This is a genomic window from Aureitalea sp. L0-47 (genome assembly GCF_026126405.1).
Taxonomy (GTDB): Bacteria; Bacteroidota; Bacteroidia; order Flavobacteriales; family Flavobacteriaceae; genus Pukyongia.
In genome coordinates, this window is sequence record NZ_JAFMTQ010000001.1 from 217,960 (window position 1) to 240,028 (window position 22,069).

The window sequence follows — 22,069 nt, forward strand, 5'->3', positions numbered from 1 at the left end:
ACTGCCTATGTATCTTGAAATAGTAACACCAGAAGCATCATTGGTATCCGGAGAAGTTGAATCGGTAACGGTTCCCGGAGTACAAGGGCCATTTCAAATGCTGAAAAATCACGCCCCTATTGTTTCATTACTGGACGCCGGGAAAGTGTTGTTCAGAGGGAACCCTACCATTGCTGAAGGATATGAGAATAAATTCACTAAAGAACCCGATGGAAAATGGTCTATGGAGATCAATAGCGGGACGGTAGAATTGAACAATAATAAGATCATAGTACTGGCAGACTAGCCCGTACCTAACATCAACATGCGAATCCCAAATTCCAAAAGGAGTTTGGGATTTTTCTTTGTTATTATTCTTTGAGAAGCTGGCGATCCGTATAATACGGAGTTATTGAACTTATGATTTGGTGGGCTGGGATTTTTTGTAGTACTTCTTCCTCAACCAAAAAGCAACCTGCACCAGTAAAATTAGAGCTGGAACCTCTACTAGGGGTCCGATGACACCGGCAAAAGCCTGGCCGGAATTCAACCCGAACACGGCGATAGCAACCGCAATGGCGAGTTCGAAATTGTTCCCTGCCGCGGTGAATGAGATAGCTGCATTTTTATCGTAATCTGCTCCCATGGCTCGGCTGATAAAAAATCCTATGAGAAACATTAAGGCAAAATAGATCAGTAACGGAATCGCAATAATAACTACATCAAAGGGGATCTCTACGATCATTTCTCCCTTCAGTGAGAACATTACAATAATGGTAAACAAAAGTGCGATTAAGGTCAGAGGAGATATCTTCGGAATAAAAACCTTGGTATACCATTCCTCTCCGTACATTTTTACAAGGATGAACCTGCTTAGAATTCCCATCAGAAAAGGAATTCCAAGATAAATGGCCACACTTTCGGCTATGGTTGCAATAGAAATATCCACAATAGCTCCTTCAAACCCGAAATATGGAGGAAGTACAGTAATAAATATCCAGGCATAGAAGCTATAGCCAACTACCTGGAAGATGCTGTTAAGAGCGACTAATCCCGCCCCGTATTCGCTGCTACCTTCCGCCAGGTCATTCCAAACCAATACCATCGCGATGCATCTCGCCAGCCCTATAAGAATAAGCCCAACCATATATTCCGGGTAGTCCCTGAGAAAAGTTATTGCCAGGAAGAACATTAGAACAGGTCCGATGATCCAATTAAGCAGCAAAGAGACCGAGAGTATCTTCACATTCATAAACACTTTCGGGAGGAGTGCATAATTTACCTTAGCCAAGGGCGGATACATCATTAATATAAGCCCAATAGCAATGGGAATATTGGTAGTGCCACTGCTCATGGAATCTACAATTGCCGGAAACGAAGGTGCGAAATATCCGATCCCTACACCAATAGCCATTGCGATAAATATCCAAAGCGTTAGATAGTTGTCCAGGAAGCTTAATTTTTTCTTTTTGGTCATTTTTGGTCAGTTATTTAATCTTAACAACAATCATTTTCGGGAGCTACATTCCTATCCAAAAACCCGGACATCACCTCCTTTATTAGTTCCCACTTTTCATGATCGATACAATAGCAAACACTGGTTCCATCGACATTCCCCTTGATCAGTCCAAGTTTCTTTAACTCTTTCAAATGCTGGGAAACAGTGGCTTGCGCCAACCCGATTTCTTCAACCAGGTCTCCGCAAAAACAGTTTTCAATTCTAAATAGATATTGAAGGATGGCAATTCTTGCCGGGTGCCCCAGGGCTTTACCTATTAAGGCAATCCGGTTCTGTTCAGAAGTGAATATTTCGGTCTTGGTTAATCCCATTGAAATGAAATTTATCGCAATATTACGATTAAAGATCGTAACGAACATTAAGGATTTGTTATGTATTGCCTAATTATTTATCGGCTTCCAGTTTTATCAATACCCAGCGACGATCGTCGGATTCGTATTCGCAGATAAGTTTGAATCCGATGGCATAGTGAGCATTAACGGATGTTGTATTTTTGAGATCTACTTCGGTGATTATAGTTGAAAATTCCGGCTGAATACCAAGAAGCATATGATCGTATAATTTCCTGAATATTCCTTGTCCCCGATAATCCCTGGAGATACAGACCTGTCCCATAACCATGTAGTCATCGTTGGGATAATACTTCCTTATCTGTTCGAACATGGGTCGCAGAATTTCTATTTCATTGCCGAATTTAGGGTGCATGCACAAACAGTAGCCAACTACTTCATTATAGCTAACAGCAATGAAATGCGGACAGGCAGTATTCATTTCGGTAAGTAGTTCCAGATCGTGCTTAACTGTTACGAATCCTTCCTTTCTTTTTGTTTCCCAAGAGATATTTTCCGGTAAATTTTCCTGCTGCAACAACAGTATTTGTGCCAGTTCATCTGGGTTATCAACTCTTTTTATATGAACCATATTAAAAAGATAAGAAAACAGATGGTTATATCTCAAATTTAAGTGCAATAGCCCGTACTTACGATTTCCCAATTAGCTTAATGAATGTTTCGAGTAATCGAATATTATCATTAATTTCTAATATGGAGATTGTATTTTTGACCTATGGCGGAATTCCCGAAAAAATTATTGCAAAAACTGCAGCAGAGAAAAGAGGATAATGCGCTTCGGCATTTGTCGGTGCCCGGGAAAGGAGTTGATTTCTCTTCAAACGATTACCTGGGATTCAGCAGGAATCCTGATATCGCGAAGAGGGCCAATGAAATCTTTAGTTCCTATACCGAAGAAACTTCAGGAGCAACAGGTTCCCGTCTTTTAACGGGAAATAGTACGCTCTACAACGAAACAGAGCAGTATATTGCGGAGTTTCATTTCTCTCCTGCTGCCTTGATCTTTAATAGTGGTTATGCTGCCAACATCGGTTTATTGGGGAGTGTTCCTCAGAGAGGAGATTATATCTTATACGATGAATTGGTTCATGCTTCCATTCGGGAAGGGATTTCACTGTCTAACGCCAAGGCTTTTAAATTCCCGCATAATAACCTGGAGTCATTAGAAAACCAGATAGATCGATTGGAAAGGTCTCCGGATTGTGAGGTTTATGTTGTTACCGAATCTGTCTTTTCCATGGACGGTGACACCCCCGATTTGAAGAGGATATCATCACTGTGTAAAAGGCTGAATTGTCGGTTGATCGTAGACGAAGCCCACGCCATTGGAATTTCGCAAAGGGGTTTGGTTGTGGATACGGGAATAGAAAACGATGTATTCGCAAGGGTTGTGACCTTTGGAAAAGCCCTGGGATGCCACGGTGCGGCGGTATTGTGTTCAGAAATATTGAATTCCTACCTGGTGAATTTTGCAAGGAGTTTTATTTATACTACGGGATTACCGCCCCATACATTGGCTACCGTAAAATCGGCATATGAATACCTTGATTCCGACTCCGGGATAGAAGAGATAGAAATTCTTAAAAGTAATATAGCAATATTACGAAGATATGCTTATAAATATGGACTTAGGGAAATGTTCTTACCCAGTGCAAGTGCCATACATTCTATCGTCATACCAGGAAACGACGAAGTAAAGTCATTTTCTGAGAAACTTATGGAAATGGGCTTCGATATAAGACCAATTCTTTCGCCTACAGTACCTAAAGGAAAAGAACGATTGCGAATCTGTCTGCATTCTTTCAACACTGAAAAAGAAATTGAACAGGTGATGCAACGAATAGCTATTTTTACATCATGAGTGACACCTATTTCGTAACTGGAATATCGACGGAAGTTGGAAAAACGGTGGTTTCGGCCATACTTACCGAAGCACTTGAAGCCGACTATTGGAAACCTATCCAGGCAGGCGAATTGGAGAATTCGGATGCCATGAAAGTTCAAAAATGGGTATCCAATTCGAAGTCGGTGTTCCACGACAACGCCTTCGCCCTCTCCGCTCCGATGAGTCCACATGCAGCTGCGGAGATCGATGAAGTAAAGATCCTTTCAGAAAAAATAATTCGTCCGAAAACAAAGAATACCCTGGTTATCGAAGGAGCTGGCGGACTATTGGTGCCTATCAATTCAAGAGAAACCATTTTAGACCTAATAGAGACTACAGATAAGGTCATCGTAGTTTCTCGTCATTACCTGGGAAGTATTAATCATACACTACTGACATTGGAGACATTGAAAAACCACGGTTTGAATATTTGTGGAATCATTTTCAGTGGGAATGAGCATCCTTCAACCGAGTCAATAATTTCCGAAATGGGAGGAGTACCCATCCTGGGCAGAGTTGATGAAGAACCCTATTTCGATGCGAATGTGATAAAAGAATACGCAGAAGTATTCAGAAAGAAACTAATTTCCGAAAGCAATTGAGCCTTTCTCAAAGAGACATAAAAAATATCTGGCACCCGCTTACCCAGCATAAGACGGCTACTGCCCCCATTGGGATAGTTAAGGCCGCAGGGGCAGTGTTACACGACGAAGAGGGCAAGGAGTATATCGATGGTATCGCTTCCTGGTATACTGCCATGTATGGACATTGTAACGAGTACATCGTAGAAGCGGTGACGAGACAAATGAAACAACTGGACCAGATCGTTTTCACTGGTTTTACCCATGAGGCAGCGGTTACCTTAGGCGAAAAACTGCTTGAGATACTTCCCGCAAACCAGTCCAGGATATTCTTTAATGACAATGGATCAACGGCGGTGGAGGCAGCTATCAAGATGGCGTTTCAGTTTCATTTTAACAAGGGGGAGAAACGAGATACTATCATAGCCTTCGAAGAGGGGTTTCATGGGGATACATTTGGCGCGATGAGCGCTTCAGGGCTTTCGGTTTATAATGGCCCCTTCGAAGATTTCTTTCTGAAGGTAGAACGAATTCCCGCACCACAGGAAGACAATCTCGACGAAGTTCTGGAAAAACTAAAAGCGATAATCTCAAATAACAAATGCGCAGCTTTTCTCTATGAACCCCTGGTTCAGGGAGCTGCCGGTATGAAGTTTCATTCGCCTGAAGGGCTTAATGCAATTCATAAGGTGTGCAGGGAACATGGTATTCTTTGCATCGCCGATGAGGTTATGACCGGTTTCGGTAAAACAGGAATGAATTTCGCTTCGGAATATGTAGCGACAAAACCCGATATAATTTGTTTGAGCAAGGCGCTTACCGCGGGTCTCGTTCCTATGGGAATAACAAGTTGTTCACAGCAGGTTTATGAAGCTTTTTTGGATGATGATATTGCCAGGGGCTTTTTTCATGCACATACCTACAGTGCGAATCCGCCTGCCTGTGCTGCTGCCATTGCGGGTATCGAACTACTTACTTCAGAAGAAATTCAGAAATCCATCCGTCGAATTGAAACCAATCACAAACAATTTGCAGCTTCTATTCGGGATCATAAGAAGGTGAGGGGTGTTAGAACGCTGGGTGTTATACTCGCGGTCGACATTAATGCAGATATGTCGCGCTATGGTTCACTTCGGAACAAATTATTCGAATTTTTTATGGAACGCGGCATCTTTCTCCGGCCCCTGGGAAACACCATTTATGTGCTACCGCCCTTTGTGATCAATGATGGACAACTTCAGAAAATATACAAAGCCATAGAAGAAAGCCTGGTTCTATTCGATTAGTTCATCATTTGCCCGAAGCTGATTATTTGCCTGTAGAAGGTCGATCACCTGGTCGCTGTCTTTTATAAATACCTCCATGCGATCGTACTTCCAGTTGCCTTCAACGCCTTCACCTGAAACATAGATGGTAGCAGACGCATTAGGTCCTTTGATAGGAATACTCAATTGAGCCTCACCAAAGCCTCCGGAATAGTTTATGCTCCCGCCAGCCATACCATCGGTCTCGATGGGTTCACCAAGTATTTCAATAACCTCGGTATTACTCGAAGCCTCCGTTAAGGCGTCTTCATAGGCCTGGGAGTCTGACATTAGGCTGGTAACTCCCCAGATTATGGATCCGGCAAACGCTACAATTAAAATAATAATAAGCAAGCATCCGCCCGTAGGGACTACCCATTTCCAATTTCTTTTGAACCAACTTCCGCGTGGGATCTCTTCTTCCATTTTATTTATTTATCAGTGGTTTTAATCTACCCGAAGGTTTATTTTTGCTTTAAATTAATAAAAATTGCAACACCCTATCTCGATTTCCGGAATTCGATCAGTATCTGCTTTAGGAAATTCTATTGAAGAAATCTGGAACAGCTATTTAAAAGGAGCCCCCCTATTTAAAAAATCCAGGCTTGGTGTTTCGGAAGATTGGATCTCCGAGATCAGCGATACTTCCGAAAAGGCACTGCTGGAGTTAAGGCAAAGCCAGCAGGCATACACGAAGTTAGACAGAAGTGTCTTGCTTGCCATGCTTTCGGCCAGGCAGTCTTTTCAATCAGGGAAGAGCGATATGCGAATTGGGATCAATTTTGGGTCTTCGAGGGGTGCCACTCAACTTTTCGAATCGTATCATGAGACCTTTCTGAACAGCGGCTCCGTGTCGGCATTTACCTCACCCACCACAACCCTGGGTAATATTTCGTCCTGGGTGGGACAGGAGTTAGGGATAGATGGATATATGTCTGGACACTCGGTAACCTGTTCAACTGCCTTGCACGGTGTTCTAAACGGTATCGCCTGGTTGCAATCCGGCATGGCAGATCTGTTCATAGCAGGTGGTAGTGAAGCGGCTCTCACTCCCTTTACGCTGGCTCAGATGAAAGCGATGAAATTGTATAGTACTTCTGAAAATGTAATGGCCTGTGAGTCCATGCGGTTTCAGAAGAAAAAGAACAGCATGGTACTGGGAGAGGCAGGTGTGGCTGCAGTTTTGGAGAAGAACATTTCAGAAAAAACCCTGGCAAAAATTATTGGGTATGGGGTTGCTTCCGAAAAGCTTAAGCACAATAGTTCGATCTCTGATAATGCCGATTGTTTCCAGCGATCCATGCGTGGAGCAATGGAGAGTGCGGGTTTGGAAAATGTAGATATTGTGATCATGCATGCCCCCGGAACGGTAAAGGGAGACCTGGCCGAAAAGAACGCTCTCGATCTGGTGTTTGGTAACAATTTGCCGCTTTTAACGACTAACAAGTGGTTGATCGGCCACACCTTCGGGGCCTCGGGTATGATGAGTATGGAAATGGCTGTACTCATGTTGCGCAAAAATACCTTCATAGAAAATCCCTTCTATGAGAACTCACGCCACCTTCCGAACGAGTTAAATACCGTGCTGGTGAATGCTGTGGGATTCGGTGGAAATGCGGTAAGCATTATTATCAGGAAATAACATTTCGGGGTTGTCCCCCGGAAGGAAAGTTAGTATATTAACAGTATCAAATAACCAACTATATTATGACTGAATGGTTCTCTTCTCTCGGCACTTTTGAAAAAGCGTTTTGGGTGATCGCAATTGTGGGTTCCCTCGTCTTTCTGATTGTTTTGGTGATGACATTCATAGGCGGTGATGTGGATGATGCAGGTGATGTTGACGCTGATGTTGACGGAGATACGGGAATTGGTTTTCAGTTCTTATCCTTTAAAAACCTGGTGGGATTTTTCACCATTTTCGGCTGGTCCGGGATCAGTTGTATGAGTATTGGGATTCCGGCTCCATTCAGTATTCTTATAGCAACCTTATGCGGACTGGCCATGATGTTCATTATGGCGTCTATCTTCTATTACCTGGGAAAACTAACAAGCGATGGTTCCCTTGTAATGAAGAATGCGTTAAACGCCGTAGGAGAAGTATATCTCAGCATTGGAGCCAATCGGTCCAAATTGGGAAAGGTACAGATCACTATACAGGGAACTATGCGGGAACTGGATGCGCTTACCGACAGTGATCAGGATCTGAAGCAAGGTGACATTATAACCGTTACCGAAGTAACTTCCAACGGAGTCCTTATTGTTAACAAACCCGGGGAAGAAAACAAGAACATATCTTTTATTGTAAACGATTAATTTTTTCTAAATGACATTACTATTACCCTTTCAAATTGAATCTGTAGCGCCCTTTTTTACAATTGGGTTTGCTGTACTCTTCGTTTTTATTATCCTGATCACTTTTATCAGGCGATACAAGCGTTGTCCTTCAGACCGGATCCTGGTGATCTACGGTAGAGTGGGAACCGGTAATTCGGCCAAATGTATTCATGGTGGGGCCGCCTTTATCTGGCCCGTAATTCAAGATTACGAGTTTCTCGACCTGACACCGATCTCGATAGAAGTAAACCTTATCAATGCACTGAGTAAACAAAATATTCGTGTGAACGTACCTTCTCGTTTCACAATTGGTATTTCTACTGAACCGGGCGTTATGCAGAATGCGGCAGAGCGACTACTTGGACAGGGATTAAAGGAAATACAAGAACTGGCCATGGAGATCATTTTCGGACAATTGCGTCTGGTTGTAGCTTCCATGGATATTGAAGAGATCAACTCCGATAGGGACAAATTCCTGAGTAATATTTCAAACAGTGTTGAATCCGAATTGAAAAAAGTTGGTCTGAAACTTATCAATGTAAACATTACCGATATCGTGGACGAATCCGGTTATATTGAAGCACTGGGTAAAGAAGCAGCAGCTCACGCGATCAACGCCGCACGTAAGTCGGTAGCCGAAAAGAACAGGGATGGAGCCATTGGTGAAGCAAATGCTGTTCAGGACGAGCGTACCCAGGTTGCTTCGGCGAATGCAAAAGCCACAGAAGGTGAGAACCTTGCTAAGATCGAAGTAGCGAATTCGAATTCTAAGAGAAGACAGCGAGAAGCTGAAGCAGAACGCGTAGCTATCGCTTCAGAAAAAGTACAGTCGGCAAAAGCACTGGAAGAGTCCTATGCGGCTGAAAAAGACGCCGAGATCGTTCGTGCTGAACGCGAGCGTAGTTCTCAACTGGCAGACGTGATCGTACCAGCCGAGATCGATAAAAAGAAAGTAGAGATCGACGCAGAAGCTGAGGCTGAAAGAATTCGTAGGCAGGCTAAGGGTGAAGCTGATGCGATCCTATACAAAGCTCAGGCTGAGGCCCAGGGACTTTTTGAGATCCTAACCAAGCAGGCTGAAGGTTTCGACAGAATTGTAAAAGCGGCTGGGAATGATTCAAAAGATGCTGTACTTTTGCTCATCGCCGACAAGCTGCCTGATCTGGTGAAGATCCAGGCAGATGCCATTAAGAACATCAAGATCGATAAGATAACGGTGTGGGAGAATGGAAATTCCAAGGACGGAAAAACTGCTACCTCGAACTTCATTTCAGGTATGTACGGAGCCGTACCCCCATTGCAGGAGATGTTTAATATGGCTGGGATGCAATTGCCCGACTATCTGAAGGGTAAGCAAGTGGAAAGCGATGATGAGCCTAAAGAAGAACAAGACGAAAAATAGCGATATAAATGACCCAAACGAGACACGACTGGACAAAAGAAGAGATACTCGAAATTTATAATAAACCCATGATGGAGCTGCTTTACGAAGCAGCTTCCGTTCATAGGGAGCATCACAACCCTAACCAGGTGCAGGTTTCAACCCTGCTTTCCATTAAGACCGGTGGTTGTCCTGAAGACTGTGGTTATTGTCCGCAAGCGGCCAGGTACCATACGGATATCGAAGGAAATGACCTAATGAGCGTTCAGCAGGTGAAGGCCCAGGCCTTGCGTGCCAAAGCCTCCGGAAGCTCCAGAGTATGTATGGGAGCTGCCTGGCGGAATGTGAAGGATGGAGAAGAATTCGACCAGGTCCTGGAGATGGTGAGAACCATCAACAAACTGGAAATGGAAGTATGTTGTACGTTGGGGATGATTACCGAAAACCAGGCAAAACGCCTCGCTGAAGCGGGATTGTATGCCTATAACCACAACCTGGATACTTCCGAAGACTATTATAAGGACGTGATCTCAACGCGTGCGTTTCAGGATCGATTGGATACCATAGACAATGTGCGAAAGACCAACGTCACAGTTTGTAGTGGCGGGATCATTGGTATGGGTGAAAACCTTGAAGACCGGGCAGGGATGCTCGTGGCACTGGCGACCCTCGATCCACAACCCGAGTCGGTTCCTATTAATGCTCTCGTCGCAGTTGAGGGAACTCCCATGCAGGAAATGGAGCCGATTAGTATCTGGGAGATGATACGCATGGTAGCGACTACCAGGATCGTGATGCCGCAAACGCAGGTTAGATTGTCTGCCGGAAGGACAGAAATGAGCAGGGAAGGACAGGCCATGTGTTTCTTTGCCGGGGCCAACTCCATTTTTGCCGGGGATAAACTCTTAACCACACCTAATCCTGATGTAAATGAGGATATGGAAATGTTTGAATTATTGGGGCTGAAACCCCAGGCGCCCTTCGTTAAGAAGGCGCAGCCGGAGACGGTGGAGGCGGATGAATCTGAATATACAGCCCTTGATGAAAAACCAAAATGGACGCGCCCGGGACATACGATAGACCGCAACGAAGAAGCGCGCCAGAAGACAAAACTGAACAGTTGATGATTTCCGACTTGAGGTTGGACAAGACAATTTTTAAAACTTGAAAGCGTTTAAGCAAAAGTAATCGCAACAAATCTCACATGAAAAAGATACTCTTACTATTAGTGGTCTCTTTGGCCATTTTTTCCTGTAAAAAAGATGATGACACTACTAATAATTGTGTAGAACCACTTTCTATATCGGTAGATCTTGTGAACCCTGAGTCGGCACGTATCAATTGGGATCCGGGTAATGAGACAGCTTTTGAGATAGAATACGGACTTACGGGATTCTCCCCAGGCACTGGTACTGTAACCCAGACTTCTCAAACGTCATTTGTAATTGACGGACTTACACCAATGACTACTTACGATGCGTATGTGCGCTCGAATTGCGGTAGCGATGGATTCAGTAATTACATCTCATTAAGTTTTACAACCTTGGCACCGGTAGTGTTGTGTAATACCCCAACAGACCTAACTCTTATAGACGTTTCTTCGGATACAGCTACAATAGGCTGGTCTGAAAACAATGAAACAGCCTGGGAAATCGAATATGGACCTGTTGGATTTACTATTGGTACCGGTACCGTGATCCAGACCTCTCAGAGCAATTACCAGATCACCGGATTGCAAGCTGCAACGACCTACGAGATTTATGTGCGCGCCAACTGTGGAGTTGACGGATATAGTGAATACACCGACCAATTGGTTGTAACTACCGATCCGTAAAAACTAATAACTTTTTTGAGAGCCCCGTTTTCGGGGCTTTTTTTGTTGTGTTACCTTAGCGTTAAGTTTTGTAATTTTACATATTCAGTTTGCAGCATGGACTTACAGCAGATAGAAAGAGTAGATACTATTACCAAGGAAGATTTCCTAAAGCATTATTTCAAGCCCCAGAAGCCGGTGATAATTGAACGGTTTATTGAGGATTGGCCCGCTTACTCAAAGTGGAATCTTGATTATATAGCTGAAATTGCCGGGGATAAAGAAGTTCCTCTCTACGACGACCGTCCAGTGGATTATAAGGATGGTTTTAACGAACCCCATGCGAAGATGAAGATGAGGGAGTATATCGATCTTTTGAAACGCGAACCAACCAAATTCCGCATATTTTTATGGAATGTGCTCAAAGAAGTTCCCGAACTGCAGGGAGATTACAATTGGCCGGATTTTGGTTTACGACTCATGAAGGGCCTTCCCATGTTGTTCTTTGGTGGAGAGGATAGTTACACTTTTATGCATTACGATATTGACCTCGCGAATATATTTCATTTTCACTTTCACGGGAAGAAACAGGTGATCCTTTTCGACCAGGACCAGAATGATTATTTGTATAAGATACCTCATTCGTTGATAACAAGGGAAGACATTAATTTCGCCGATCCTGATTACGGGAAGTGGCCAGCACTAAAGAAAGCCAACGGATTTATTGGAAACCTGGAACATGGGAATGTACTCTACATGCCGGAAGGTTACTGGCACTATATGAGATATCTTACCCCCGGTTTTTCAATGAGCCTGCGAGCTATTGCCAGGAATCCTAAGAACTTGGGTAAGGCCGTGTATAATGTGTTCGTGATGCGCCACTACGACAACCTCATGCGTCGTATGAAAGGCCAGGCGTGGATAGATGGGAAAAATGCCAAAGCCATCGAGCGCACCCACAGAAAATTAGGCATCGAGTTTTAGTATTTTAGTAAGTTGGAATGTTGGTATTTTAGTAAATCCGCTTGTCTAACATACTAAGAGCGAAGCGCTACTAACTCAGAGAGTTTCTCCCAAATCAAATGCGACTCCCAGCCTCGATACAAGAGATAATCTGCAAATTTTCTTTTTTTCTTCTGAAGATTTTCTTCTGAAGATATTTGCTTCCAACGTTTTTCAGACAATTCATGAAAAACCTCCAGATATTCGGTTTCGGAGATCTCTTTCATTGCCAGTTTGATATTGTACAAAGAAATGTCTCTCGCTTTAAGTTCCCGAAGCAGGCGATTTTTACCCCATTTTTTTATTCGGAATTTTCCGCGAACGAAGGCTTGTGCGAATCTTGTCTCATTGAGGTAGTTTTCGGTGATGAGATGATGAACTATGAGATCAATAGCATCCGGAATCATCCGCATCTCGCGAAGTTTTTCGGTTACTTCCTTATGGCAACGCTCGCGATAGGCGCAGTAGCGTTCCATTCGGGCTTTGGCTTCATCGATTGAATAGGATTTTCTTCCGAATGTCATTTTTCAAAAATAAAAAACCCTCCAATGTAAAAAACACAGAAGGGTTTAATAATTTATATAGTCCGAATCCGCCACGGGCGGAGAAGGACTATTTAATCTGATTACCATCTTTATCTAAAAAGTGGTATTCGAGGTACGTGTAAGCATCTCTAGGTTGAATATTTACCCATTTTTTGTGCTTCATGAACCATTTGGTTCGCACAGATGGAAAACCTTTTGATAAAAAGGCTGCTATAAAAGGATGCGTGTTTAACGTTAACTTTTTATAGTCTTTTTTGAAAAGCCGTTCAAGGTCTTCGGTAATTTTATCCACTATGAGGATAGGCGCTTCAATCTCACCGGTGTCACCCATATTTGGGTTTTCTTCGGCGGTCTTGATGTTCATTTCCGGCCTTACTCGTTGGCGGGTAATTTGAATTAACCCGAATTTACTTGGTGGAAGGATCTTGTGTTTGGCTCTGTCATCTTTCATTTCATCACGAAGATGATTATAGAGTTTTTTACGGTTCGCGGCATGCCCCATATCAATGAAGTCTATCACGATTATTCCTCCCATATCCCTTAAACGCAATTGTCTCGCAACTTCGGAGGCAGCAATTAAATTAACTTCCAGCGCCGTTTCTTCCTGGTTTTTCGATTTACTACTACGGTTTCCACTATTCACGTCTATGACGTGCATGGCTTCCGTATGTTCGATCACAAGGTAGGCGCCTCTGCTACCGGATACTGTTTTTCCGAAGGAGGTCTTTATTTGTCTTTCAATCCCGAATTTTTCAAATATCGGAACTTTGGAGTCATAAAGCTTAACAATGTTTTCTTTCTTAGGTGCGATTTCCTGCACATAATCTTTTATTTGTAAGTAAAGCGTTTCGTCGTCAATATGTATAGCCGAGAATGAATCATTAAATATATCTCGTAATATTGAGGCTCCGCGATCTAGCTCACTAAGCACCTTACTTGGGTGGTGCGCCCCTCGTAGCTTTTTACACATCGCCATCCAGCGATCAGTAAGATTTTGTAAATCTCTGTCCAGTTCTGCTACTTTTTTGCCTTCCGCTACAGTTCGGATAATAACACCAAATCCTTTTGGCCTGATACTCTTTATGAGTCGGATCAAACGATCTTTTTCTTCTTTCGATTCTATTTTTTGAGAAACAGAAACTCTTTCAGAAAAAGGAACGAGAACAATGTATCGTCCGGCTATTGATAGCTCGGAACTAATACGAGGTCCTTTTGTGGATATGGGTTCTTTTACGATCTGTACCAGAATAGATTGATTCGACTTGAGGGCGTTGTTTATCCCTCCATTCTTATCAATCTCTTTGTCAAATGGGAAATCTTTTAAAGAATACTCTTTAAGTTTACCTGTGCTTACACGTTTTACGAATTTCAGTAAGGAGAGTACTTTTGGTCCCAGGTCATGATAATGCAAAAATGCATCTTTTTCATACCCCACATTAACAAATGCGGCGTTTAGTCCGGGAACAGTTTTACGAATCTTTGCAAGGAAAATATCTCCAACAGCAAATTTCGTGTCCTCCTCTTCTTTGTGAAATTCGATTAGTTTTCCATCTTTCAAAAGGGCAAAATCAACTTCTTGTGAACTGGATCTAATAAATAATTCGTAGCTCACGTTTTATTAATTTTTATCCATCCGCAATGCGCGGACAAATGGATTAAACAATAATTTATCACAGGTGTTAACCCGTAGAAGATGAATGAACTCTCGCGAATTCAAAACAACTTCATTTTCAAAGAACGTTTTCAATACTTCTAAACGAAAAAAGTAGTGCGAAACTACTTTTTCTTGTGGCGGTTGGCGCGTCTGCGCTTTTTACGCTTGTGCGTCGCTACCTTATGTCTTTTTCTTTTTTTACCGCTCGGCATATTAATGTCTTTAGTTCCTGTCCGTTGCGGACATGCTGATTATTATTATTTTACTTCAACATTCGACTTAACACCTTCTACGAAAATTTTCGCAGGCTTAAAGGCCGGAATGTTGTGCGCGGGGATCTTGATCGTAGTGTTCTTAGAAATGTTTCTACCAGTTTTTTCAGCTCTCTTTTTGATGATAAAACTTCCAAATCCTCTAAGGTAAACATTGTCACCACCTTCCAGTGAATTTTTTACTTCTTCCATAAAGGTCTCAACTGTAGCTTGCACATCACCTTTTTCCATTCCTAACTTTTCTGAAATTTTAGCTACGATATCTGCTTTCGTCATTCTCTTGATTTTTTAATTATACTATGTTCGGGGTTCCAAATTTTCAAGGTGGCAAATATAACAATTTTATAATCAATAAATCAAATGGTAATCGTTTAAAAAATAAATAGATAACCGCTATTTTTGTGAAATGCCTGAAATTTCATCGAAATTTTCCAAAACCCTCATAGTCTGGTACTTACAAAATAAAAGGGATTTACCCTGGCGAAATGAAACCGAGCCTTACTTCATTTGGCTTTCGGAAATCATGCTGCAGCAAACTAGGGTAGCACAAGGGCTTCCTTATTATGAGCGTTTTGTTCAAACATTCCCTACGGTCTCGGATCTGGCTAATGCTTCGGAGGAAAGTGTATTAAAACTCTGGCAGGGGCTAGGGTATTATTCAAGAGCGAGAAATTTACACCACACAGCAAAGGTTGTTGCTCACGAATTGGATGGCAGCTTTCCCAATTCCTACAAGGAGCTTCTCAAACTAAAGGGGATAGGAGATTATACCGCCAGCGCTATTGCTTCTATATGTTTTGGTGAGTCTTCAGCGGTAGTTGATGGTAATGTCTACAGGGTACTTAGCCGTGTCTTCGGAATCGATACGCCAATAAACAGCACCGCAGGGCAAAAGGAATTCAAGGCACTGGCCCAGGAATTGATCGATGCGGAGCAGCCGGGTACATTCAACCAGGCGATCATGGAATTTGGAGCGCGCCATTGTGTTCCGCAAAACCCTGATTGCGATAATTGTATTTTTGCTCATCGATGTGAGGCCAAACGCAAGGACCGTGTAAAAGAGTTGCCTGTAAAGACGAAGAAACAGAAGATAAAGCAGCGACATTTCAATTATATCGTATTGCTTTCGGAAAACAACGAAACTACCCTGCTGGAAAAACGAAACGGAAAGGGCATATGGCAAAACCTTTATCAATTTCCCCTAATAGAATCAGAAACCGAGATTACTTCAGAAGGAATCACAGCGAATGCAACCTTTAGAAAACTAATTGAAGAAATTGGTGTAAGGGAACCGATTTTGTACAATGATAACCCTGTCATTCACAAGCTATCACACCAGCATTTACATACTAAATTTTGGGTGGTAAGTGATGCAGAAAATATCAACGGAGCTGTTCCGGTTTCAGAAATAAAAACATATCCTGTACCTGTTTTGATAGAAAATTTTATTTCAGAGTTCCCGCCGTTTCAAAACTGAAAATTTAGCTATCTTTAACTTAAGAATACCTATACTAATAAATCTAATAATATGAGTGGAACATTGAATAAAGTAATGCTGATCGGGCATACGGGTGATGAGATAAAAATGCATTATTTCGAAGGAGGCGGGTGTATCGGAAGATTCCCACTTGCAACAAACGAGACTTATACGAATAGGACAACGGGTGAACGCGTTTCCAACACGGAGTGGCACAATATAGTAATGCGAAACAAAGCGGCCGAGATCTGTGAAAAATATTTAAAAAAAGGGGATAAGATCTATATTGAAGGCCGTCTTAAAACCCGTAAATGGCAGGATGACCAGGGAAGAGACCGTTACAGCACAGAAGTACAGTGCACAGATTTTACATTCCTGACCCCTAAAACTGAAAGCGGTGGAATGCCGGAGCAGACGGCCGCAAATCAGCCGGTACAGCAGTCTGCACCATCACAACCCCAAGTGGAAGAACCTATTGGGAAAGAGGATGACGATCTTCCATTTTAAGTTGAATTAATACCCATGTCTTGGATATAGAGCCTCCTAGTTTATTGCTCGCAGCCTTAGTGAATGTTACTCACATAGTTGGCATCGTATTTTTGGTGCTTTTACTGGTCTGTTCTGCAGTTATTTCCGGAGCTGAAGTGGCTTTCTTTTCCCTATCTACAACCGATTTTGAAACGAATGAGGATAAATCGCCTTCCAAAAGATTGGCAATTGTTAAGCGATTGCTCATGCGTCCAAAGAAATTGCTGGCGACCATATTGATCGCCAACAATTCCATAAACATTGCGATCGTTCTTTTATTCGAATCTTTGAGCACTGTTTGGTTCGCTGGTTGGGAATACACCATTAATCTGTATTTCTTCGATGTAAGTGCAGTGTTCCTTTTAAAAATTGGCCTGGCAACCTTCCTTATTCTTTTATTCGGTGAGATATTACCCAAAGTATACGCCAGCAGGAACAATTTGAATTTCTCTCTGTTTATGGCCTATCCGCTAAATGTCCTGGACAGATTGTTTTCTCCTTTGAGCTTGCCAATGCGTTCGGCTACCATTTATATTGAAAATCGTTTTGGCAGACAAAAATCCGGAATTAGTGTGGACCAGCTTTCCCAGGCTCTCGAGCTTACCGATGACCGGGACACCACCAAGGAGGAGCAAAAGATCCTGCAGGGAATTGTGACCTTCGGAAATACAGATACTAAGCAAGTTATGAAGCCCCGGATGGAAATTTTTGCATTAAATGAGGAATCGAGTTATGAGGAAATCATGCCGGAGATAGTGGAAAACGGCTACTCTCGTATACCCGTGTACAAAGAAAATATAGACAATATCACGGGCATTCTTTATGTAAAAGATCTCATGCCCCATATCGAAAAGAAGACATTCAAGTGGAACAAATTAATACGGGAGGCATATTTTGTGCCGGAAAACAAAAAGCTGGACGATTTACTGAACGAGTTCAAGGACATGAAAATGCACCTGGCGATCGTAGTGGACGAATACGGGGGCACCAGTGGTCTTATCTCCCTGGAAGATATAATTGAAGAGATCGTAGGTGAGATCAGTGATGAATTTGATGATGAGGACCTGGTGTTCTCTAAACTCGACGACAATAATTTTGTGTTTGAAGGAAAAACCCCAATGAAGGATTTTTACCGCGTGATACAGCTGGAAGACAGTTCAATATTTGATGACGTAAAAGGTGAGGCGGAAACCCTGGCAGGTTTCCTGCTTGAAATAACCAAGGGATTCCCGAAAAAAGACGAAGTAATAAACTTTCACAATTATGCGTTCATTATTGAAGCGTTCGAACAACGTCGTATAAAACAAATTAAATTGTCCATTAATCAATAGTATGCGCATAATCCTGGCCCTCTCTGTTTTACTTATACTTGCCTCCTGTAATGATGATGTTGTGGTGAAGCCTGCTGCTATGCTCAGGTTGGAATATCCTGCTTCCGAATACAATAGGGTAGACCCCGATTGTCCCTACGGATTTGAGAAGAACAAACAGGCAGAACTCGTTTTAAAAGATAAATGCTGGATGAACCTAACTTACCCCAAAATGAAGGCTACCATCTATCTTACCTACCAGCAGGTGAAGGACAACAATCTCGATTCCCTCCTCTATGACGCTCAAAAACTTACCTACGATCATACTGTTAAAGCAGAAACCATACTCGAACAACCGCGTGTGGATTCTGTGAACAAGGTTTACGGAATGTTCTACATGATCAACGGAAATGCTGCCACCCAATCGCAATTCTATGTAACGGACAGCCTGAACCATTTCATCACCGGATCCCTCTATTTTGAAAGTAAACCGAAATTCGACTCCCTCTATCCGGCGGTTGTATACCTCAGAGAGGATATTAGGAGGATCATGGAGACAGTCTACTGGCGAAATTGATTTAACGGATACGACTATTTGAAAACTATATTCTGAAAAGATTCGGGATTCTACTTTATTGCCGACTTTTGTTACTTCTTTAGGCGCTATGGGTAACATCAGGCTGAAATGGATCTATCTGATTCTACTTTCCATTATCTGGGGAAGTTCCTTCATACTCATAAAGAAGGGTTTGGTAGGGCTTACGGATTATCAGCTCGGATCCCTCCGCATTGTGCTCACCTCCATTGTACTTTTCTCTGTAGGCTTCCGAAGTATTCGTGAAATCAAAAAGAAACACTGGGTGTGGGTGGCGATCTCAGGATTTGTGAGCTCCTTCTTTCCTCCGTTTCTATTCGCAATGGCGCAGAATCATATCGACAGTGGCGTTACTTCAATCCTGAATTCAATTACCCCGCTAAATACTGTACTCGTTGGTGCTTTACTATTCGCCATTGGGGTAACAAAAAGACAGTTATTGGGTGTAATTATTGGTTTCTTCGGAACCCTGCTGCTTATCTACGGCGGACTCAACCTGGAAAACATGGGAAAGGCCGGAGAATCACTAAGTGGCGAGTTTAATTATTGGTACAGCGGCCTGGTGCTACTCGCAACTATTGGGTATGCCCTGAACGTAAATATTATTAAAAAGTACCTGAACGATATAAGTGCACTTGCTGTTACGACGGGCAATTTTATATTCGTTTTTATTCCGGGTCTGGTAATTCTGTACTTTTCAGGCTTCTTCGAATCCATTCTCTCGTCTATAGAGATGCAGATATCCGCTGGATATGTCCTGATATTATCAGTTATCGGGACAGCCCTGGCCAAGGTTGTATTCAACAGAATGGTACAAATATCAAGTCCGGTGTTTGCCTCCTCCGTCACTTACACTATGCCTATAGTGGCTGTAGCCTGGGGGGTGTTCGATGGGGAAACTTTCAGTTTCCTTCAAGTTATTGCTGCCGGGATAATTTTAGCAGGGGTTTACATGTCTAATAAACGCCAGTAAAACCAAGGGTTTATTTTTAGTAAACAATTTGTAGATTAATTATTTAGAATTATATTTGCACCCCTCTAAAGCAATAGAAAGCTATAGAGAAATTTAAAAACAAATTAATTAATCGATACGCTATGTATGCAATTGTAGAGATAGCAGGGCAGCAATTTAAAGTTGCGAAAGATCAAAAGGTCTTTGTCAATCGATTGTCAACTGAAGAAGGAAAGAAAGTATCTTTCGACAATGTTCTTCTTATTGGCGATGGTGACAAGGTAACCGTTGGCGCCCCGGCTATAAACGGCGCTCAGGTTGGAGCAAAAGTCGTTCGTCACTTTAAAGGTGACAAAGTAATCGTTTTCAAAAAGAAACGTAGAAAAGGATACCGTGTAAAGAACGGACACCGTCAACCACTTTCTGAAATCGTGATTGAAAACATATTAGCTTCGGGTGCAAAGCCAGCAAAAAAGGCTGAACCAAAGAAAGAAGCTCCGAAAGCAAAAGCTGCTACCAAAAAGGCAGAGCCTAAAAAGCCAGCTGTAAAAGCTGCTGCTCCTAAGGCGGAACCTAAGGCAAAAGCACCTGCTAAAGCAGCCCCGAAGAAAGCTGCTTCTAAGAAGGATGACCTCAAAAAGATTGAAGGTATAGGCCCAAAGATCGCTGAGACCCTTACTGCTGCCGGAGTTGGAACTTTTGCGGAGCTAGCAAAGACCAAACCTGCCAAGATTTCAGAGATCATTTCTGGTGTGCGTGGAAACCACGTACCTGATACCTGGCCAGAGCAGGCGAAACTCGCTGCTGATGGTAAGTGGGATGAACTTAAAGAATTACAAGACAAATTAGACGGAGGTAAAAAGTAAGCCTTCAGGAATAACAAAATAAACCCTTTCAATTATGGCACATAAAAAAGGAGTAGGTAGTTCGAAGAACGGACGTGAGTCCGAATCGAAACGACTGGGCGTTAAGATCTTTGGTGGTCAGGCAGCTATTGCCGGTAACATCATCGTGCGCCAACGTGGAATGCAACATCACCCTGCGGAAAATGTCTACGCCGGGAAAGACTTTACCCTTCACGCAAAAGTGGATGGTGTAGTACAGTTCGCTAAGAAAAAGAACAACAAATCTTACGTAAGTGTGGTCCCTCACGCTGAAGCGTAATGATAAATGTATAATTGAAAAACCCCGACCAATTGGTCGGGGTTTTTTGTTTTACACGGGAATAATACATCAATAAGTTCCTGTGATAATCTGGATTCCATCCACAAGCCACCATACTCCAAGACCACCTAGGGTGACTATAAAGAGTATGTTCCAGCCAACAGGGCTTCCCAGGTACCATCGGTGACCTGCTGCCCATCCTAAAAAGAACCACAACAACAAGGATACTAAAAGTTCATCACCCAACGCCGAGGCAGCCGGAGATTCGAGTACCACTTCTGAAGTATCATGCTCTGATACCTGAGCCGAAGATTGTACTGTTCTTTCCACAGGGAACGATGCAAACATCGGACTTGAGCAAAGCACAAAAATGAGGGCCGACAGGACAATTTTTAATTTCATAAATGAACAGATTTATGGTTATACTTGTATACCTTAAAGATAGCTTTTTAATGCGTTTAAATACAAAACTTTTAATTTTAGCGCTGCTTGCATTTATAACTACCTCTGCTCAAGAGGATTATGAGTATATCGGAGCAATTAAGTTAAATGACACTTCGTTTATTTCGTACAAAATTAACTTCAATGAAAACGACGGTTTAATACAAGGATACTCCATTACCGACCTTGGAGGCTCTCATGAAACCATGTCCTATCTTTCGGGATCTTTCGATTCAGAGAAGGATGAAATAGAGTTTTATGAAAGTGGTATTATTTATACCAAGTCATACATCACCCAGAATGATTTCTGTTATGTTCATTTTGCGGGGAGGTTAAAAAGACTGGATGATCGACAGGGTATTCAAGGCTCTTTCAAAGGTTTATATGACAATGGGGAATCCTGTATTAACGGTTCCATTGAAATGCTAAATTTCAGGAAGGTCCTGAGACGAGCGAAACGCCTGGATAAGAAAATCGATCGCACTATTCTGATCAGTAAAGAAAAGCGCGATAAGGTAAACCTCGTAAATGAACTTGAGCGTACAAAAATAAATATGCTCAAGAAGGACGAGGTGTTGAATGTATTTACGAATGATACTGAAATCAAACTTCGCCTTTACGATGCCGGACAGGAAGATGGCGATCGTATATCACTATATATCAATGACAGCTTGTTATTGGATAATTATACTGTGAGCAATACACCTAAGGAGATTAGTGTCACAGTAGAAGAACCGCAAACGACCTTACTCATCCAGGCTTTGAATGCCGGTACCGTTGGTGGAAATACTGTAAAACTGGAGCTCGTACTTGATGAATCTACGGTAGTCGATGCTTTAACCAATCTAAAAGAAGGAGAGAAGGCTACCCTGGTGTTGAGGAAACGATAAGGAAACAAGAAACCCCCATCTTCCCTTCGATAAGCTCAGGGACCAAATGAGGGTCTAATATTTTATGTTCATTTATCAAGTAGATGCTGA

26 protein-coding genes are annotated in these 22,069 nt (G+C 42.5%); 18 read left to right on the plus strand and 8 right to left on the minus strand.

Going from position 1 to position 22,069, the window contains the following annotated elements; all coding sequences use genetic code 11:
* Positions 1–7 precede the first annotated feature (7 nt).
* On the plus strand, positions 8–286 hold the full coding sequence (locus J1N09_RS00895) for a F0F1 ATP synthase subunit epsilon (protein WP_265197495.1): 279 nt from the start codon (positions 8–10) through the stop codon (positions 284–286).
* Positions 287–397: 111 nt separating this feature from the next.
* Here J1N09_RS00895 and arsB read toward each other — a convergent pair whose 3' ends face one another.
* The 3 genes from arsB to J1N09_RS00910 all read right to left on the minus strand — a co-directional run bounded on the left by arsB (position 398) and on the right by J1N09_RS00910 (position 2,419).
* Positions 398–1,456 (minus strand): ACR3 family arsenite efflux transporter, encoded by a 1,059-nt coding sequence (gene arsB, locus J1N09_RS00900; RefSeq protein WP_265197496.1) that lies wholly within the window; start codon positions 1,454–1,456, stop codon positions 398–400.
* Positions 1,457–1,476: 20 nt separating this feature from the next.
* Positions 1,477–1,809: an ArsR/SmtB family transcription factor gene (locus tag J1N09_RS00905; protein WP_265197497.1), complete on the minus strand. Its 333-nt coding sequence runs from the start codon at positions 1,807–1,809 to the stop codon at positions 1,477–1,479.
* A gap of 73 nt (positions 1,810–1,882) precedes the next feature.
* Positions 1,883–2,419, minus strand: a complete 537-nt coding sequence (locus tag J1N09_RS00910; RefSeq protein ID WP_265197498.1) for a GNAT family N-acetyltransferase — start codon at positions 2,417–2,419, stop codon at positions 1,883–1,885.
* Positions 2,420–2,563: 144 nt separating this feature from the next.
* Between J1N09_RS00910 and J1N09_RS00915 the strand changes: the two genes are divergently transcribed.
* The 3 genes from J1N09_RS00915 to bioA are packed head-to-tail and all read left to right on the plus strand — an operon-like array spanning position 2,564 to position 5,600.
* The gene (locus tag J1N09_RS00915; protein WP_265197499.1) at positions 2,564–3,709 is read left to right on the plus strand and encodes an aminotransferase class I/II-fold pyridoxal phosphate-dependent enzyme; all 1,146 of its coding nucleotides are present in this window, start codon (positions 2,564–2,566) and stop codon (positions 3,707–3,709) included.
* Positions 3,706–4,335: a dethiobiotin synthase gene (gene bioD, locus J1N09_RS00920; RefSeq protein ID WP_265197500.1), complete on the plus strand. Its 630-nt coding sequence runs from the start codon at positions 3,706–3,708 to the stop codon at positions 4,333–4,335. The genes J1N09_RS00915 and bioD overlap by 4 nt, the downstream gene beginning before the upstream one ends.
* Entirely contained in the window at positions 4,332–5,600 is a 1,269-nt protein-coding gene (gene bioA, locus J1N09_RS00925; protein WP_265197501.1) for an adenosylmethionine--8-amino-7-oxononanoate transaminase, read from the plus strand. Before bioD ends, bioA begins: the two co-directional genes overlap by 4 nt.
* On the opposite strand, the gene J1N09_RS00930 is transcribed toward bioA, so the two are convergent.
* Complete coding sequence (locus J1N09_RS00930; RefSeq protein WP_265197502.1) at positions 5,589–6,044, minus strand: cytochrome c oxidase assembly factor 1 family protein; 456 nt, start codon at positions 6,042–6,044, stop codon at positions 5,589–5,591. The two genes, bioA and J1N09_RS00930, sit on opposite strands and share 12 nt — an antisense overlap.
* A 64-nt stretch (positions 6,045–6,108) precedes the next feature.
* Between J1N09_RS00930 and J1N09_RS00935 the strand changes: the two genes are divergently transcribed.
* The 6 genes from J1N09_RS00935 to J1N09_RS00960 all read left to right on the plus strand — a co-directional run bounded on the left by J1N09_RS00935 (position 6,109) and on the right by J1N09_RS00960 (position 12,133).
* Positions 6,109–7,260, plus strand: a complete 1,152-nt coding sequence (locus J1N09_RS00935) for a beta-ketoacyl synthase N-terminal-like domain-containing protein (RefSeq protein ID WP_265197503.1) — start codon at positions 6,109–6,111, stop codon at positions 7,258–7,260.
* A gap of 65 nt (positions 7,261–7,325) precedes the next feature.
* Positions 7,326–7,934, plus strand: a complete 609-nt coding sequence (locus J1N09_RS00940) for a hypothetical protein (RefSeq protein WP_265197504.1) — start codon at positions 7,326–7,328, stop codon at positions 7,932–7,934.
* Positions 7,935–7,944: 10 nt separating this feature from the next.
* Entirely contained in the window at positions 7,945–9,357 is a 1,413-nt protein-coding gene (locus tag J1N09_RS00945) for a flotillin family protein (RefSeq protein ID WP_265197505.1), read from the plus strand.
* A gap of 8 nt (positions 9,358–9,365) precedes the next feature.
* Positions 9,366–10,460 carry a biotin synthase BioB gene (bioB, locus tag J1N09_RS00950; RefSeq protein ID WP_265197506.1) on the plus strand — a complete coding sequence of 365 codons (1,095 nt, stop codon included), beginning with the start codon at positions 9,366–9,368 and terminating at the stop codon, positions 10,458–10,460.
* An 80-nt stretch (positions 10,461–10,540) separates the two neighbouring features.
* Positions 10,541–11,170 carry a fibronectin type III domain-containing protein gene (locus J1N09_RS00955; protein WP_265197507.1) on the plus strand — a complete coding sequence of 210 codons (630 nt, stop codon included), beginning with the start codon at positions 10,541–10,543 and terminating at the stop codon, positions 11,168–11,170.
* A gap of 96 nt (positions 11,171–11,266) precedes the next feature.
* Positions 11,267–12,133, plus strand: a complete 867-nt coding sequence (locus J1N09_RS00960; RefSeq protein WP_265197508.1) for a cupin-like domain-containing protein — start codon at positions 11,267–11,269, stop codon at positions 12,131–12,133.
* Between the two features lie 53 nt (positions 12,134–12,186).
* On the opposite strand, the gene J1N09_RS00965 is transcribed toward J1N09_RS00960, so the two are convergent.
* From J1N09_RS00965 to J1N09_RS00975, 3 genes are all read right to left on the minus strand, one after another.
* On the minus strand, positions 12,187–12,675 hold the full coding sequence (locus J1N09_RS00965) for a regulatory protein RecX (protein WP_265197509.1): 489 nt from the start codon (positions 12,673–12,675) through the stop codon (positions 12,187–12,189).
* Between the two features lie 88 nt (positions 12,676–12,763).
* Complete coding sequence (locus J1N09_RS00970) at positions 12,764–14,308, minus strand: ribonuclease E/G (RefSeq protein ID WP_265197510.1); 1,545 nt, start codon at positions 14,306–14,308, stop codon at positions 12,764–12,766.
* A 299-nt stretch (positions 14,309–14,607) separates the two neighbouring features.
* Entirely contained in the window at positions 14,608–14,898 is a 291-nt protein-coding gene (locus J1N09_RS00975; RefSeq protein WP_265197511.1) for an HU family DNA-binding protein, read from the minus strand.
* A 130-nt stretch (positions 14,899–15,028) separates the two neighbouring features.
* Between J1N09_RS00975 and mutY the strand changes: the two genes are divergently transcribed.
* From mutY to rpmA, 7 genes are all read left to right on the plus strand, one after another.
* Positions 15,029–16,099, plus strand: coding sequence for an A/G-specific adenine glycosylase (mutY, locus tag J1N09_RS00980; RefSeq protein WP_265197512.1), 1,071 nt, complete (start codon positions 15,029–15,031; stop codon positions 16,097–16,099).
* 51 nt (positions 16,100–16,150) lie between these two features.
* Positions 16,151–16,606: a single-stranded DNA-binding protein gene (locus tag J1N09_RS00985; RefSeq protein WP_265197513.1), complete on the plus strand. Its 456-nt coding sequence runs from the start codon at positions 16,151–16,153 to the stop codon at positions 16,604–16,606.
* A gap of 20 nt (positions 16,607–16,626) precedes the next feature.
* Entirely contained in the window at positions 16,627–17,958 is a 1,332-nt protein-coding gene (locus J1N09_RS00990) for a gliding motility-associated protein GldE (protein WP_265197514.1), read from the plus strand.
* A 1-nt stretch (position 17,959) separates the two neighbouring features.
* Complete coding sequence (gene gldD / locus J1N09_RS00995) at positions 17,960–18,514, plus strand: gliding motility lipoprotein GldD (RefSeq protein ID WP_265197515.1); 555 nt, start codon at positions 17,960–17,962, stop codon at positions 18,512–18,514.
* Between the two features lie 88 nt (positions 18,515–18,602).
* Entirely contained in the window at positions 18,603–19,505 is a 903-nt protein-coding gene (locus J1N09_RS01000) for a DMT family transporter (RefSeq protein WP_265197516.1), read from the plus strand.
* 122 nt (positions 19,506–19,627) lie between these two features.
* Positions 19,628–20,350 (plus strand): 50S ribosomal protein L21, encoded by a 723-nt coding sequence (rplU, locus tag J1N09_RS01005; protein WP_265197517.1) that lies wholly within the window; start codon positions 19,628–19,630, stop codon positions 20,348–20,350.
* A 34-nt stretch (positions 20,351–20,384) separates the two neighbouring features.
* Positions 20,385–20,648: a 50S ribosomal protein L27 gene (gene rpmA, locus J1N09_RS01010; protein WP_265197518.1), complete on the plus strand. Its 264-nt coding sequence runs from the start codon at positions 20,385–20,387 to the stop codon at positions 20,646–20,648.
* A 69-nt stretch (positions 20,649–20,717) separates the two neighbouring features.
* Here rpmA and J1N09_RS01015 read toward each other — a convergent pair whose 3' ends face one another.
* Positions 20,718–21,050 (minus strand): TM2 domain-containing protein, encoded by a 333-nt coding sequence (locus J1N09_RS01015; RefSeq protein WP_265197519.1) that lies wholly within the window; start codon positions 21,048–21,050, stop codon positions 20,718–20,720.
* A gap of 14 nt (positions 21,051–21,064) precedes the next feature.
* On the opposite strand from J1N09_RS01015, the gene J1N09_RS01020 reads away from it, so the two are divergent.
* Positions 21,065–21,979 carry a hypothetical protein gene (locus J1N09_RS01020; protein ID WP_265197520.1) on the plus strand — a complete coding sequence of 305 codons (915 nt, stop codon included), beginning with the start codon at positions 21,065–21,067 and terminating at the stop codon, positions 21,977–21,979.
* Positions 21,980–22,069: the final 90 nt, after the last annotated feature.